Here is a 14,453-nt window from a genome sequence, read left to right on the forward strand (position 1 = left end):
TTGAAAGGAGTTGTGCCGGCAGGCTTTGCAGGGGGAACAGAAGGTCGTTAAAAAATCGTCAAAAATAAGTTCATCGCTGTCACTAAACGAAAGTAAATCTGAGATTTATCATAAAATGGGATTAAAAAGAGGGGCTGATTGACTTATTCGCACTTCAATATGGACTTTTTTGGCTATTCGTGGGATAATAAATAAGTTAACAGTTTAGGATCGTAAAGGAGAAGATAGCGTGCTTAAAAAAATATGGATGCTTCCGCTTATTATGCTCATCTGTCTGATCCCGATGGTATCAGCTCATGCAGCGGCGAAAACGGAAATTACCAATGTGCGGACGGCAACGCGAAACGATGCCAATACGCCTTTTGTTCGGACCGTTCTCGATGTCAGCGGCAAGGTAAATCCCAAACTTTACATCGATAACTCTGGCGAGTATGTTTTCGTGACTCTGCCCAATACTAAAATCGGTAAGAAAGTAGATAAAACATACAAGCCTAACAGCAACGTCATATCCCGCGTGACACTGTCGTCGCGGTCAGCCGGTACGGATGTCACCATCAAGGTGCCCCAGGCTGTGACTAAAAACGACGTCAAAGTATTTACCCTTCCGGGGGCGACGGGTACGAAAGGCTCAAGCCGCGTCGTCATCGACATTAACGATAAGTCCGGCAAGGTAAAGCAGTGGAGCCAGTGGAGTACTGCCAGTGGGAATAAGACAACATCAAAACCGGCTTCGAAGCCGACGACGACCTGGAAGCCGACGACGACTCCAACGAAATCGACTCCGGCTAAAACCACAGCCACGACGGTTCCTGCTTATGCCAGCAGTCAGTCTTACAGCTTGACCAAGGGCCTTCAGGGCAAGACCATCGCCATCGACCCCGGTCACGGCGGCAGCGACTCCGGTGCCGTAGGTGCTTTTTCTAAGGAAAAAGACATTACCCTGGCTATTTCCAAGAAGGTGGCAGCGCTCTTGAATGCGGCCGGTGCCAACGTCGTCATGACCCGCACGACCGACGTCGACGTCTATGCTCCTTATGACGGCGCCGTAGAAGAACTGCAGGCCCGCAGCAACATCGGCAATGCAGCTAAGGCTGACGTTTTCATCAGCATCCACATCGATTCCTTCGATTCGCCGTCTGCCGGCGGTGTCACGGCCTATTACAACAGTAAGACGCCTTATGACTACGGCCTGGCCAACTACATTCACCTGCAGAACATGAAGGCGACGAACTTCTCGGACCGCGGTGTAAAGACGGCTAACTTCTACGTCCTCCTGCATACCAATATGCCGGCGACGCTTCTCGAACTCGGCTTCATCTCCAATCCGAGTGAAGAACAGGCCCTCAATACAGACGCTCAGCAGCAGAACTTTGCTGAAAGCATCGTAAAAGGGTTGGCCGACTACTTTAATCACAACGGAAACTAAGACCGTTTCCTCTCGAATATCCCCGTTATCGGTTATGCCGTGACGGGGATATTGTCTGTCCGGAATCAATGCCGTTTTGAAAGGCCTTTTATATTGACAGGACGGATGATTCATGATATAGTAGATGAGTCGTAGCATAAGTGGCTATGGATAAGCCGCGTGGAGAGGCCGTCAAGTGTCCTTTTGCGGAACGCCGTATCCAGCGAGTATATTGATGAGGAGGTGTCACTCATGTACGCTATTATTAAAACAGGTGGAAAACAGTATCGTGTCCAGGAAGGCGACAGCATCTTTGTTGAAAAGTTAGACGCTGATATTGATTCCAATGTCGTATTCGACCAGGTATTGGCAGTCGTCAACGACGGTGATGTTAAAGTAGGTGCTCCCGTTGTCGAAGGCGCTAAAGTAACGGCAAAAGTATTGGCTCAGGGTAAAGAAAAGAAGATCCTTGTTTTCAAATACAAAGCAAAATCTAACTATCGCCGTCGTCAGGGTCATCGTCAGCCGTTCACGAAAGTTTCTATCGAAAAGATTGAAGGCTAATGATTACCATTACGATGCATCGTGATAAGAACGATCGCTATACGGGATTTAGCATAAGCGGCCATGCCGACTATGCTGAAGCAGGTAGTGATATCGTCTGTGCCGCCGTATCGGCGTTGTCGCAGACAGCCTTGTTGGGTCTCATGGAGTATGCTTCGGAAGACGTACCCTATGAAGTAAACGAAGGCTTCTTATCGGTGACAGTTCCTAAGCCCTGTGAAGCGTCACAGATCATCTTAGGGACTATGGCAAGAGGATTGCAGGAAATGGTGCGACAGTATGGAGAATACGTCGTACTCGACTTATAGATGTCAGGAGGTGGACGGAATGTTCAATTTCAACTTACAGCTTTTCGCTCATAAAAAAGGGACAGGCTCCACGCGTAACGGCCGTGACAGCGAATCGAAACGCCTTGGCGTAAAATGCCACGACGGCGTCATCGTTAAAGCCGGCAACATCATCGTTCGCCAGCGTGGTACGCACTTCCATCCGGGCACTAACGTAGGTATCGGTAAAGATGATACGTTATTTGCTACGGCTGCAGGAAAAGTTGCGTTTGAACGCGCTGGTAAATACAACCGCAAAGTCAGCGTATACCCTGTAGAAGCGTAAATACGTGAAGAAAAGAACTGCCGCAGTGAGGCTCAGTCCGACTGCGTCAGTTCTTTTTTTGTTTGTAAAAATCTCTTTGACGCGGCCTTAAAATCCTGTATAATAGAACTTGTATTTACTTTGATTAAACTCAAGCGGAGGTGTACACCATGCGCGTTACTGTCAATGGAGAAAACCGTGAGCTCCACGTCTATGATCGTGAGACGGGAAGGGACTATGCCAAGCCGATCGTCTGTTCTCAGGAGCAGCTGGAAACGGATATGTACGGCGAGTTCGTCCTGACGGAAGAAGAATACGCCCATTGGACTGAATTACTGGCTGTACAGCAGGAGTCGGAAGACCTGCTCTTTGAATTGAAAGACGCCGTCGTGAAAGAAGAATGGGACAACTACCTGTATGAAGAAACGAAGTACATGACGACGACCTTGGAGACGATTCAGATGGAAAACATCTGCACCAAGGAATTGAAAGAAGCCTTGGAAACGGGCAACAAAGAATGGCTGACAGAGAACCATTTTTTCAAGACTGCAGAAAAATTGAAAAAATAAAGGAAGTCTTATGGTGAAAAAAATATGTTCCTGGATCATTGGCGTCACTCTCACCATCTTGGTCCTCCTCATCGGGGTGTTCTCTTTTTGGTATTTCGGTTCGACGAACTATCATCTGACCGGCGTGCCCGTATTAAATTATCACCAGGTAAATAATAAGTTCAATACGGTCTTGACCATGAAGCCCGCTGACTTTGAACAACAGATCAAATACCTTCATGACAACGACTACCATTCCATCACCTTGGAACAGTTCGATGCCTACATGCGGGGCGAAGGCGATCTGCCCGACCGGCCGGTCCTCATCACCTTTGATGACGGCTACGTCGACAATTATGAAGATGCCTATCCCATTTTAAAGAAGTATCACATGAGGGGGACGATTTTCCTCATCATCAACCTCGTGGGAACACCGGGCTATCTGACTTGGGACCAAGTTCATGAAATGGCGGCTGACGGGATGGAATTCGGATCCCATACGATGAGCCATAAGCCACTGACCAGCTTCGATCGGGCCGGTGCGCGATATGAACTGCAGGCCTCGAAGGCGGCTATTGAAAAGGCCACGGGAAAACCTTGCGAATTCATTGCCTTTCCGGAAGGGAAGTATAATGACATGGTCATGGAAGAAACGAAGGAAGCGGGGTACCGCTACGCCTTTACGGTCAATACGGGCCGTGATTTTCCCTGGGATGACCCTTATGACCTCGACCGGGTTCCTCTGTTTGAAGGCCCTATCAGTTTCAACCATTTCCGGTTCCGTCTGACCTTCAGTGCCTTCAGCGCCCTGTTATGGAAGAGTCACCAATATTTCAGCCATATAGAAATAACCAAGGATTTGGCCCAGCATATTCCCGAACCGTAGTGGGAAGGCCTTTCCTTGAGAAAAATTCCTGTTTCAGGTATATCCTGAAACAGGAATTTTTTGATGGTCTCCGGCTTACAGCCGCCCTGTAAGGACTGCTTCTTGTAAAAGCCTTACGTTATCCATGTCGTATTCGATTTGCTCCGACCAGCGGCGCAGGGCTTCGGGAAGGTGGCCTGAGGCGACCGCCGTAAGGGCGATAAAGTCCGTATTGCGGCCGGCATATCGAGACAGAACTTCTAAGGAGCTGCCTGCAAAGGTTTCCAGCTGACGGTAAAAGATGTAGTCGTATATCCTTTGGTATAAAGGGCGGTCCTTTCGGAGGGAAGCCTGTAAGCTCTCTTCCGTCGGCCTTTCTTTGGTTAAGGCCGTGAGGGAGGCCGTCCAAGCAGCGTCGATGGGTTCGGTTTCAGTGAGGACTGTCAACAATTGGTCCGTCCTCTTTTTTGACGTGTCAGGCCTATAGGTGAGGCTGTCTGCCTGCAGCGTATAGCCGAGGCTTGTCAGGATGTCCGATAAGGTCCAAGCGGCGGACGGATCGTCACTGTCTAAAAAATGAAGCGGTCCTTTTTCTTTTAAAAGGAGCTCGCAGGCGGCTTCACAGGCAAGACCGACGCCGCCGAGTTCTCTTTCCCGGCCGTCTTTGTCGGTCACGACCTCGAAGAAGCGGGGGTGGAGACGGCAGATTTGGCAAAGGAGGTCTTCGCCGCCTTCTCGGATGAGCCGGCAGAGTCCGTCTGTACGGAGGAAGGGACAGGCCTCATCTTTTGTCAGGATGAAGTGCCAGGCATCGTCGCCTTTTTCTATATGGCTGCGGATGGCCTCGCCTAAAGGACCTTGCAGTTCATGATAGTAAGCGGCGGTATCTTCGTCGATGTCGATTTCCCAGCCCCGACAGCAGGTATGTCTGCAGTCACCGGCTTTACAGCGGAAATCGGTATAAAAATAAGGAATAATCAATGAATCGCCTTCCTTTATCGTGAGATGGGAACAAAAAAGGAGCTGCCAAGAGTCAGCTCCTTTTTGCGTTAGAATTCATATGTCGTTCCCGGCTCTACGACCTGTACAGGGATGTTGTACTTCGTTTCGGTTAACGTTTTGTACTCCTGCGGGTCGGCTTCGATGATCGGCCAGGTCTTGTAGTGGATGGGGATGACGAAATGGGGCTGCACCCATAAGGCCGCCAGCGCCGCATCTTCCATACCCATGGTGAAGTTGTCGCCAATGGGCAGGATGGCACAATCGATTTGACCGAAGCGGTCGAGAATTTTCATATCTGAGAAGAGGCCGGTATCACCGGCAAAGTAAACGCGTTTGCCGCCGAATTCGACGATGACACCACAGGCCAGTCCGCCTGCAATGCCCGAACCGTGAAAGGCCGGAGTCAGTCGTACCCTACCGAAGGGGAAGGCTGCACTGCCGCCGACATGCATGGCATGGGCTTTACAGCCTGCATCAGCCGCCTTGTTGGCAATTTCAGCGGTACTGATAATCGTTGCGTCATTGGCCTTGGCAATCGCTTCAGCATCGCCGTAGTGGTCGCCGTGACCGTGGGTGATGATGATGTATTGACAGGCAATGTCAGTAGGACTTACTTCTGTCCAGGGATTATCTGTAATGAACGGGTCAAAGAGAATCGTCGTAACGTCATCAGAAAGGGTGAATGCGGAATGACCATAGTAGTTAAATTTCATGATAGCCTCTGCTCCTAAAGACGAATTAGTCTTTTTCCGTACTGTTCAAGCTCCATTTCTTCCATTCTTCGAGCCAGTCTTTAACGTGTTTCTGCGGGAGCGAACCACAGAAGGTGTTCTTCAAGGTTTCGCGGAGTTCGGCTTCTTTGGCGCCGAGAGGATAGACGTCCTTGTATTCGTCATAGACGTTCCAGAAGTCGCGCATATGCAGGTTTGCATAGGTTTCACCATAGATTTTGAAACAGGTATCGCATAAGGTGATGAAGACGGCTTCGTCGTTGTGCTGATTAGCGTCATCGAGGAAACAGCAGCGGGTGTAAAGATGCATGTTGCTGCCGAAGAGCTGACGCAGGTAATCGTAGACTTCGGAAACCATCTGGGGCTGCAGCTGCAGCAATCTACAGCCGGGAGCGAAATACATAGGATACTGAGCAATGTTGTCAAAATTGTCCATAAAAAGACACCTCTTTCTAAAAAATTTACAGAAAAACTGTATTTCTATTAAATAATAACTATTATTCATAAGTGTACCATAAAAAAGTCATAAACGCAATGTTCCTCTTGTACTTCCTGTATAAATCCTGTACAATATCCATTGGAGAGTGATATAACATGCATATCGTAATGGTAGAGCCGGAAATTCCCGGCAATACGGGCAATGTCGCCCGATTGTGTGCAGCCAATCACATTTCACTGCACTTGGTAAAACCGCTGGGTTTTTCCATTGATGATAAGCACTTAAAACGGGCAGGGCTCGATTACTGGTCCCTCGTCGACGTCCGGATTCATGAAAATTTTCAAGAAGTTCTGGATACATATAAGGAGCATCGCTTTTTTTATTTAACGACGAAATCGGAACAGTGTTACGCCGATATCCGGTTCCAAGAAGATGATTTTCTCGTATTTGGCAAGGAGACCAAAGGCCTTCCGGAAGACCTGTTAAAGGCCAATCCCGAACGCTGTTTCCGCGTCCCCATGGTAGAGGATGCCCGGAGTCTCAACCTGTCGAATACGGTCGCTATCGTATCGTATGAAGCCATGCGCCAACTCGGCTTCCCGGGGTTGGCCAAGAGCGGCATTGGCATCAAGAATCTTACCTAGTCAAGGCCGTTTATTTTAGAGATAATGAGGTGTAAACGTGGAAATTTATGATAAGGCCCATGAGTTGGCCGGCGTCATTCAGGAATGTGAAGAATACAAAGCCCTCCTGGCAGCCGGTGAGAAGCTCAACAGTGATGAAAAGACCAAGAAATTGGTCCGCGATTTTCTGATGCTCCAGGCACAGCTCGCCTATGCCCAGTCCATGGGTGACAAACCGATTCGTAAGAAAATTGAACTTTTGAATCAGAAAGCCGAATTGGTTAAAAAGAACGAAACGGCTGTAGAATATTTGACGCACTATAATAAGTGGCAGACTATGGCCGGCGAAGTATTTCAGATTATTCAGAACTCAATGGCAGAAGGAATGAGCATCCTTGATTAATAAATATGCACTGACGACTTTCGTCTCAGAATTAAGTAAATCCATTCCCAGTGGACGGATCCTGCTGAACGAACCGATGAGTGAACATACAACCTTCGCCGTCGGCGGTCCGGCCGATGTGTTAGTGCTGCCCGAATCGGTCAAGGAGATGTCTTTGGCAATCCGGGCTGCCCGCCGACTGGATCTGGTCATCACCGTCCTTGGCGGCGGTTCCAACGTCCTCGTCCGCGACGGCGGTATCCGCGGCGTCGTCATTCAGCTCCAGTCTTTGAAAAAGACCTTGGTCTGCCATGACCGCAAGATCTTGGCCAGTGCCGGCTACATGCTGAAGGACGTCTGCCAGTTCGCCCAGGAAAATGGCTTGACGGGGATGGAATTTGCCTGCGGCATTCCGGGAACTCTCGGCGGTGCCGTCTTTATGAACGCCGGCGCTTACGACGGTGAAATGAGTCACGTCGTGTCCCGAGTCCGGGTCGTAGACCGCAAGGGCAGCGTCCGCACCTATGAAGCGCCGGACTTCGGCTTTTCCTATCGTCAGAGCCGATTCCAGAAGTCTCAGGAATTTGTCGTCGAAGTGGAATTGACCTTGCGCAGCGGCAAGGGTGACGAAATCCAGGCTAAGATGGATGACCTCATGAATCGCCGCCGCAGCAAGCAGCCCCTCGAGATGCACAGTGCCGGCAGTACCTTTAAGCGCCCGCCGGGATATTTTGCCGGGACCCTCATCGATCAGACCGGCTTAAAAGGATTGTCCTGCGGCGATGCCCAGGTTTCCGTGAAGCATGCCGGCTTCGTCGTCAATACGGGTCACGCCTCGGCCAAGGATGTCCTCAACGTCATCCATGAAGTGCAGGCTCGGGTCGAACAGGCTCACGGCGTCCATTTGGAACCGGAAGTCCGCATCATCGGAGAAGATTAAAGGACAGTCCCAGCGGCTGTCGGGCTACCAAAACTCGATATCGAAAGGCAGCTTACCTTCAGTTGTCATGGCCCTTTTGCGGCATGACGGTTGGCGGGAGGCTGCCTTTTTTTCGCCCGTTTTGTCCCTCGTGCTGCGGCCGTGATTCCGATCTGTTATGTTGTGTGAGCATTATAAAAATGTTATTATAGTATCATAAAGAAGGGGTTCGGGGAAATTTATGAAAAGGCAGGTTAGTACCATGGATAAGATGGCTGTGTGGAAGCAAATGATCGATATCATAAAATTAGATGTAACGCCGGCGACGGGCTGTACTGAGCCCATTGCCCTGGCTTATGCGGCAGCGACGGCGGCTCGTGAACTCGGTGAGCCCGTGCGCTTTATCGACGGTCTCGTGTCGGCCAATTTGATGAAAAACGGCATGGGCGTCACCGTGCCGGGAACAGGGATGCCGGGTCTTGCCATTGCGGCTGCCGTCGGGGCCCTCGGCGGCGATGCCGATGCCGGCCTCCAGGTGCTCCAGCATCTGACGCCGGACGTCGTGGCTCTCGGAAAGAAATATGTCGCTGACGGCAAGATTACCGTTTCCGTTAAAGACAATACGCCTCATGTGCTTTATGCCGAAGCCGTCGTCTACGGCGAAAATCACCGGGTCCAGGTCATCATCGTCGACGACCATACGAATATCGTTTATATCGAAAAAGACGGTCGGCCGATTTTGGATGAACGCGTTGAAGCCGGCAGCGAAGAAGATCCCAAGATTGCCTTCCTAAACGGCCTGACGTTAGCCGATATCGTCGAATTTGCCGAACAGGTGCCGTATGAAGATATCGCCTTTTTGATAGAGGCCGAACGCCTCAACGACCACTTGTCGAAAGAGGGACTGACCGGAAATTACGGCCTTAAAGTGGGCTGCAGCCTGCAGAAAATGATTGAAAAGGGCCTCTTGGCCGACGATTTGATGCAGGCCATCCGCATCCGTTCCGTCGCTGCCTCGGACGCCCGCATGGGCGGCGCTGCCTTCCCGGCCATGACCAATTCCGGGTCGGGCAACCAAGGCATTGCCGCTACCGAGCCGGTGACCGTCGTAGCCGACTTTTTAAAGGCCGACGAAGAAAAACGCGTCCGCGCCCTGGCCTTGTCCAGTATGGTCGCCATCTATGCCCACAGTTTCCTGCCTAAGCTCTCGGCCTTCTGTGCCACCGTCACGGCGGCGATGGGGGCCGCTGCCGGCATGGCCTGGCTTTTGGCTGAGGACAATCCCTTAGACGTCATTGAAAAGGCCGTGGCGACGATGGCCGGATCCGTCGTCGGCATGGTCTGTGACGGCGCTGCCAACAGCTGCGGCATGAAGGTCTTGGCCTCGGTTACCAGTGCTTATGAAGCCGTCCTCTTGGCCCTCAGCGACGTCCGCGTTGCCGGCTCCGACGGCCTCGTTGCCAACTCTGCCGATGAATGCCTGCGCAATGTCGGCTTCTTGGCGACCAAGGGGATGCAGCAGACGGACGACGAAGTCCTTCAAATCATGCTCCACAAAAACCAAGCATAAAATAGAAAATCTTGATACAGCCCGGAAGGCAAGATGCGCTTTGCTTTCCGGGCTGTGTTGTCTTTCTTAATTAAAATTTAAGTAAAGATGTAAAATTAATGCCGGCGCGTTGAAAACATGGACAATTTTTTCTATTCGTGCTATACTAACCTAGTTTATAACTATGTTGTTATATGAGAGAGAGGATATTAGATGGAACGCACAGATATTAGAAACATTGCCATTATCGCTCACGTTGACCATGGTAAGACGACCCTCGTCGATGCCATGCTCAAACAGAGCCATGTTTTCCGTTCGAATGAAAAAGTAGAAGAACGGGTCATGGACTCGGGAGATATCGAACGTGAACGCGGCATTACAATCTTATCCAAAAATACATCGGTCATGCATGAAGGCGTCAAAATCAACATCGTCGACACGCCGGGGCATGCTGACTTTGGCGGCGAAGTTGAACGCGTACTGAACATGGTTGACGGCGTACTTTTGCTGGTCGACGCTTTTGAAGGCCCTATGCCGCAGACCAAATACGTTCTGCGCAAGGCTTTGGAACAGCAGCTCAAGCCGATCGTCGTCATCAACAAGATCGATAAACCCGGTGCCCGCGTATCGGAAGTCGAAGACGAAGTTCTTGAATTGTTCATGGAACTCGATGCCAACGACGAACAGCTCGATTTCCCTGTCGTCTACGCCAACGGCCGTGACGGCATTGCCAAATCCTCTATGGATGAAGACAGCGACAACCTCGAACCGCTGTTCAATACGATCATCGAACACTGCCCGGCTCCCAAGGGCGACCTCGAAGGCCCGCTCCAGTTCATGGTCACGACCCTCGATTACGACGATTATGTCGGTAAAATCGCCATCGGCCGTATCGTCCGCGGCAAAATGCGGGCTAACCAGAACGTCGTCGTAACCGACGGTGAAAGCCAGCGCAAGGCTAAAATCGGCCGCGTCTACACCTATGAAGGCTTGAAGCGTGTCGAACAGGAAGAAGCCGGTATGGGCGAAATCGCCTGCATCGTCGGCATTCCCGACCTCAAGATCGGTGAAACCGTTACCGATCCGCAGAATCCGGAAGCCTTGCCGCGCATCGACATTGACGAACCGACCCTGTCCATGATTTTCTACGTCAACGACAGCCCCTTTGCCGGTCAGGAAGGGGAATACGTCACCAGCCGTCATCTCCGCGACCGCCTGTTCCGCGAAATCCAGACCAACGTATCCCTCCGTGTCGAAGAAACGGACAGCGCCGATGCCTTCAAAGTATCGGGCCGCGGTGAACTTCACATCGCCGTCCTCATCGAAGAAATGCGCCGCCAGGGCTATGAACTCCAGATCGGTAAGCCCAGCGTCATTACGAAAGAAATCAACGGCCAGCGCTGCGAACCGCTGGAAGCTCTCACTATCGACGTTCCGCCTGAATTCATGGGCGCCGTCATGGAAAAACTCGGCACGCGTAAAGCTGAAATGGTCAACATGACCGATATCTCCGGCTACACCCGCTTGGAATTCATCATTCCGGCCCGCGGCCTCATCGGTTTCCGCAGTGAATTCTTGACGGCCACTAAAGGCAACGGCATCATGTACCACGTCTTCCAGGGCTATGCTCCTTGGAAGGGCGATATCCCGGGCCGTACCCGCGGCAGTTTGGTAGCCTTTGAATCGGGCACGACGACGGGCTACGGTATCTTCAACCTCCAGGACCGCGGTACGATGTTCATCGAACCGGGCCAGGAAATTTATCTCGGTCAGGTCGTCGGTGAAAGCAACCGTGACGTCGACATCGATGTCAACCCCTGCAAGAAGAAACACTTGACCAACACCCGTTCCTCCGCGTCGGACGAAGCACTGCGCTTAACGCCGCCTCAGGATATGGGCCTTGAAAAAGCTTTGGAATGGATCAATGACGACGAACTCGTCGAAGTTACGCCGCAGAGCATCCGTATCCGCAAGGCTATCCTCGACAAACACGACCGCAAAAAGGCCATGCGCCGCGGTCAGTAATAACCGATATAAAGAGAAGGTTTGCTGCATTTGCGGCAAACCTTCTTTTTTCTTGACTTTGAGCATGCTCTAAGGCGTATAATGAGAAAGAACCGTTTAAGGTCATTTATGGTAGGAGGTAAGGTTATGGAACAATCAAAAGTATTTTTTACGGATTTTCGCTGTCATCCAGGAACGAACAATTTACAGAAGCTGCAGAAGCTCTGTAAAAAGGCGGGCATCGGAAATATCAACTTTGACGGCAAATTCGTGGCTATCAAACTCCACTTCGGGGAATTAGGCTGTCTGGCATCCCTGCGTCCGCAGTATGTCAAAGCCGTTGCCGACCTCGTGAAGGAATTGGGCGGCCGCCCCTTCTTGACGGACTGCAACACTCTCTATCCGGGCAGTCGTAAACATGCCCTGGAACACCTGGACTGTGCCAACCTCAATGGCTACAACACGGTGACGACAGGCTGTCAGATCATCATCGGTGATGGCCTCCGCGGAACGGATGAAGTCGAAGTTCCCGTTAAAAACGGTGAATACGTCGAAGCCGCTAAAATCGGACGGGCCATTATGGATGCCGACGTCTTCATCAGCTTAGCTCACTTCAAAGGCCATGAATCGACGGGCTTTGGCGGGGCTATTAAAAACATCGGCATGGGCTGCGGCAGCCGTGCCGGCAAGATGGAACAGCATTCGTCGGGCAAACCCGTCGTCGATGAAAGCCTGTGTCGGAACTGTCATCGCTGCGCCAGTGAATGCGGCTCTGACGCCATTACTTATGATGACAACGTGGCTCATATCGATCAGGAACTGTGCAAGGGCTGCGGCCGCTGCATCGGCGCCTGTGCTTTTGACGCCATCCAGACCGTTGAATGGGATGCTAACGAAAAACTCGACCGCAAAATGGCTGAATATGCTCAGGCCGTCTGTCAGGACCGTCCGTGCTTCCATATCAACATGGTCATGGACATTTCGCCGAACTGCGACTGTCATGCCGAAAACGACGCACCGATTCTGCCGAATATCGGCATGTTTGCATCCTTTGACCCGGTTGCCCTCGACCAAGCCTGTGTCGATGCCTGTCAGAAGGCTGCTCCCATGCCCAACAGCCAGCTGTCCGACAATTTGGCTCAGCCTGATTGGCAGCATCACCACGATCATTTCCTCGACAGCAACCCCAACGTCGACTGGAAGACGACCTTGGAACATGCGGAAAAAATCGGTTTGGGTACGCGGGACTACGAATTAGTCATCGTTCATTAAGCACACAGAACCTGTCTCCACAGGTGCTTTGCCCCTATAAGTCACGCCGGCTTATAGGGGCTTTTTCGGTCCTGAGACCGCGTTATGACGTGGGGCAAAAGGCACATCTGGTAGGAAAAAGGGCCCTTCCTTTTTTCTTGCCACAGGATACTGATATATGCTATCATGTAATGTAAACCTAAATTACGATTTTTATAAATGGAGAGACATACATGGATTTTCAGCGCAATCAATTTTATCATATTATATCCTACGGCTGTCAGGCCAATGTGTCTGACAGTGAGCACTATGCAGGCCAGTTGGAAGCCTTGGGCTACCACCACACGGAAGACCTCGACATGGCCGACGTCATCTTGGTCAACACCTGCTGCGTCCGGGAAACGGCGGAAGATAAGACCTTGGGGAAAATCGGCGAATTCAAGCATTTGAAGGCCAAAAACCCAGATCTCATCATCGCCATCACGGGCTGCATGGCTCAGGAGTGGCAGGATAAGCTCTTTAAGCGGGCGCCGCATATCGACCTGGTCATTGGGACCCACAACATTCATAAACTCATTGAGCTCATCGAAAAGCGAAACAGCAAGAAGGCCCACTACATGGAAGCCGATATGAGTCTGCCGGCTTTCCACGATATGCCGGTCAAGCGCTTTCAAAATTTCTTTGCCTGGATTCCCATTATGAACGGCTGCAATAAGTTCTGCACCTACTGCATCGTGCCCTACGTCCGGGGCCGCGAAGTGAGCCGTCCCATTGAGGCCATCGTCGAAGAAATCAAGAAAGTCGCCGCTGAAGGCTATAAGGAAATTACCCTTCTCGGCCAGAACGTCAATTCTTACGGCCTCGACTTAAAGGACGGAACGGATTTTTCCAAGCTTGTCCGGGCTGTCGATGACATTGACGGTATCGAACGGGTCCGCTATATGACCAGTCACCCGAAGGACATGACTTTTGCCATGATCGATGCCATTGCCGAAAGCAAGAAAATCGTCAATCACATGCATCTTCCCATTCAGTGCGGGTCCGATGAACTCTTAAAGAAGATGAACCGCGGTTATACGACGGAACATTATTTGGAACTCGTCGACTACGCCAGAAAGCGCATGCCCGACCTGGTACTGACGACGGATATCATCGTCGGCTTCCCCGGGGAAACGGAGGCCATGTTCCAGGATACGCTTGAGCTCTTGAAGCGCGTCCAGTACGACATGGCTTATACCTTCATTTATTCGCCGCGAACGGGAACGCCGGCAGCGACGATGGAAAACCAGATTCCCCAGGATGAAAAGAGCCGCCGTCTGCAGCGCCTGATGGATGTCCAAAACGTATACAGCTTACAGAAAAATAAAGAGATGGAGAACCGCGTCTACGACGTCATCGTCGAAGGTCCGACGAAGAATGACGCCGGTCATTGGTTTGGCCGGACTACGGGCAATAAGATGATTATTTGGGAAAATGACGGGTCCGTCGCCATCGGCGATACCGTCCCCGTCGCCGTCGACAAAGGCCAGACGTGGGTTCTCAAAGGCCACTTAGTACACTAAGGAAGGTGAGACTTTGGC

Annotated in this window: 16 protein-coding genes; 13 read left to right on the forward strand and 3 right to left on the reverse strand. The window is 51.2% G+C overall.

Annotated features, from left to right (window positions below):
* Positions 1-229: 229 nt before the first annotated feature.
* The 6 genes from QZQ46_RS01575 to QZQ46_RS01600 all read left to right on the forward strand — a co-directional run bounded on the left by QZQ46_RS01575 (position 230) and on the right by QZQ46_RS01600 (position 3,994).
* Positions 230-1,426 (forward strand): N-acetylmuramoyl-L-alanine amidase, encoded by a 1,197-nt coding sequence (locus QZQ46_RS01575; protein ID WP_296826206.1) that lies wholly within the window; start codon positions 230-232, stop codon positions 1,424-1,426.
* A gap of 231 nt (positions 1,427-1,657) precedes the next feature.
* The gene (gene rplU, locus QZQ46_RS01580) at positions 1,658-1,969 is read left to right on the forward strand and encodes a 50S ribosomal protein L21 (RefSeq protein ID WP_296826207.1); all 312 of its coding nucleotides are present in this window, start codon (positions 1,658-1,660) and stop codon (positions 1,967-1,969) included.
* Positions 1,969-2,277 (forward strand): ribosomal-processing cysteine protease Prp, encoded by a 309-nt coding sequence (locus QZQ46_RS01585; protein ID WP_296826208.1) that lies wholly within the window; start codon positions 1,969-1,971, stop codon positions 2,275-2,277. Before rplU ends, QZQ46_RS01585 begins: the two co-directional genes overlap by 1 nt.
* A gap of 19 nt (positions 2,278-2,296) precedes the next feature.
* Entirely contained in the window at positions 2,297-2,581 is a 285-nt protein-coding gene (gene rpmA / locus QZQ46_RS01590; protein ID WP_020311207.1) for a 50S ribosomal protein L27, read from the forward strand.
* Between the two features lie 149 nt (positions 2,582-2,730).
* Positions 2,731-3,129 carry a hypothetical protein gene (locus tag QZQ46_RS01595; RefSeq protein ID WP_296826209.1) on the forward strand — a complete coding sequence of 133 codons (399 nt, stop codon included), beginning with the start codon at positions 2,731-2,733 and terminating at the stop codon, positions 3,127-3,129.
* Positions 3,130-3,139: 10 nt separating this feature from the next.
* Positions 3,140-3,994, forward strand: a complete 855-nt coding sequence (locus QZQ46_RS01600; protein WP_296826210.1) for a polysaccharide deacetylase family protein — start codon at positions 3,140-3,142, stop codon at positions 3,992-3,994.
* Between the two features lie 75 nt (positions 3,995-4,069).
* Here QZQ46_RS01600 and fliB read toward each other — a convergent pair whose 3' ends face one another.
* The 3 genes from fliB to QZQ46_RS01615 all read right to left on the reverse strand — a co-directional run bounded on the left by fliB (position 4,070) and on the right by QZQ46_RS01615 (position 6,142).
* Positions 4,070-4,954 (reverse strand): flagellin lysine-N-methylase, encoded by an 885-nt coding sequence (gene fliB, locus QZQ46_RS01605; RefSeq protein WP_296826211.1) that lies wholly within the window; start codon positions 4,952-4,954, stop codon positions 4,070-4,072.
* A gap of 68 nt (positions 4,955-5,022) precedes the next feature.
* Positions 5,023-5,688, reverse strand: coding sequence for a metal-dependent hydrolase (locus tag QZQ46_RS01610; protein WP_296826212.1), 666 nt, complete (start codon positions 5,686-5,688; stop codon positions 5,023-5,025).
* A gap of 25 nt (positions 5,689-5,713) precedes the next feature.
* The gene (locus tag QZQ46_RS01615) at positions 5,714-6,142 is read right to left on the reverse strand and encodes a hypothetical protein (protein WP_296826213.1); all 429 of its coding nucleotides are present in this window, start codon (positions 6,140-6,142) and stop codon (positions 5,714-5,716) included.
* 158 nt (positions 6,143-6,300) lie between these two features.
* Here QZQ46_RS01615 and trmL point away from each other — a divergent pair, with 158 nt between their 5' ends.
* From trmL to miaB, 7 genes are all read left to right on the forward strand, one after another.
* The gene (gene trmL / locus QZQ46_RS01620) at positions 6,301-6,789 is read left to right on the forward strand and encodes a tRNA (uridine(34)/cytosine(34)/5-carboxymethylaminomethyluridine(34)-2'-O)-methyltransferase TrmL (RefSeq protein WP_296826214.1); all 489 of its coding nucleotides are present in this window, start codon (positions 6,301-6,303) and stop codon (positions 6,787-6,789) included.
* Between the two features lie 37 nt (positions 6,790-6,826).
* Positions 6,827-7,171, forward strand: a complete 345-nt coding sequence (locus QZQ46_RS01625) for a YlbF family regulator (RefSeq protein ID WP_296826215.1) — start codon at positions 6,827-6,829, stop codon at positions 7,169-7,171.
* Positions 7,164-8,090 (forward strand): UDP-N-acetylmuramate dehydrogenase, encoded by a 927-nt coding sequence (murB, locus tag QZQ46_RS01630; RefSeq protein ID WP_296826216.1) that lies wholly within the window; start codon positions 7,164-7,166, stop codon positions 8,088-8,090. Before QZQ46_RS01625 ends, murB begins: the two co-directional genes overlap by 8 nt.
* Positions 8,091-8,331: 241 nt before the next feature.
* Complete coding sequence (locus QZQ46_RS01635) at positions 8,332-9,639, forward strand: serine dehydratase subunit alpha family protein (RefSeq protein ID WP_296826217.1); 1,308 nt, start codon at positions 8,332-8,334, stop codon at positions 9,637-9,639.
* A 192-nt stretch (positions 9,640-9,831) separates the two neighbouring features.
* On the forward strand, positions 9,832-11,643 hold the full coding sequence (typA, locus tag QZQ46_RS01640; RefSeq protein ID WP_296826218.1) for a translational GTPase TypA: 1,812 nt from the start codon (positions 9,832-9,834) through the stop codon (positions 11,641-11,643).
* A 126-nt stretch (positions 11,644-11,769) separates the two neighbouring features.
* Positions 11,770-12,894: a DUF362 domain-containing protein gene (locus QZQ46_RS01645; RefSeq protein ID WP_296826219.1), complete on the forward strand. Its 1,125-nt coding sequence runs from the start codon at positions 11,770-11,772 to the stop codon at positions 12,892-12,894.
* Positions 12,895-13,106: 212 nt separating this feature from the next.
* Positions 13,107-14,435, forward strand: coding sequence for a tRNA (N6-isopentenyl adenosine(37)-C2)-methylthiotransferase MiaB (gene miaB / locus QZQ46_RS01650; RefSeq protein WP_296826220.1), 1,329 nt, complete (start codon positions 13,107-13,109; stop codon positions 14,433-14,435).
* The last annotated feature ends 18 nt before the right edge of the window (positions 14,436-14,453 follow it).

Origin of the sequence: uncultured Megasphaera sp. (genome assembly GCF_900539295.1) — a bacterium.
Lineage (GTDB): Bacteria > Bacillota > Negativicutes > Veillonellales > Megasphaeraceae > Megasphaera.

Coding starts and splice junctions, on each gene's coding strand:
- typA (WP_296826218.1), top strand. CDS start 9,832: ATGGAACGCACAGATATTAGAAACATTGCCATTATCGCTCACGTTGAC.
- QZQ46_RS01645 (WP_296826219.1), top strand. CDS start 11,770: ATGGAACAATCAAAAGTATTTTTTACGGATTTTCGCTGTCATCCAGGA.
- QZQ46_RS01635 (WP_296826217.1), top strand. CDS start 8,332: ATGGATAAGATGGCTGTGTGGAAGCAAATGATCGATATCATAAAATTA.
- trmL (WP_296826214.1), top strand. CDS start 6,301: ATGCATATCGTAATGGTAGAGCCGGAAATTCCCGGCAATACGGGCAAT.
- QZQ46_RS01615 (WP_296826213.1), bottom strand. CDS start 6,142: ATGGACAATTTTGACAACATTGCTCAGTATCCTATGTATTTCGCTCCC.
- rplU (WP_296826207.1), top strand. CDS start 1,658: ATGTACGCTATTATTAAAACAGGTGGAAAACAGTATCGTGTCCAGGAA.
- QZQ46_RS01600 (WP_296826210.1), top strand. CDS start 3,140: ATGGTGAAAAAAATATGTTCCTGGATCATTGGCGTCACTCTCACCATC.
- QZQ46_RS01585 (WP_296826208.1), top strand. CDS start 1,969: ATGATTACCATTACGATGCATCGTGATAAGAACGATCGCTATACGGGA.
- QZQ46_RS01610 (WP_296826212.1), bottom strand. CDS start 5,688: ATGAAATTTAACTACTATGGTCATTCCGCATTCACCCTTTCTGATGAC.
- miaB (WP_296826220.1), top strand. CDS start 13,107: ATGGATTTTCAGCGCAATCAATTTTATCATATTATATCCTACGGCTGT.
- QZQ46_RS01595 (WP_296826209.1), top strand. CDS start 2,731: ATGCGCGTTACTGTCAATGGAGAAAACCGTGAGCTCCACGTCTATGAT.
- rpmA (WP_020311207.1), top strand. CDS start 2,297: ATGTTCAATTTCAACTTACAGCTTTTCGCTCATAAAAAAGGGACAGGC.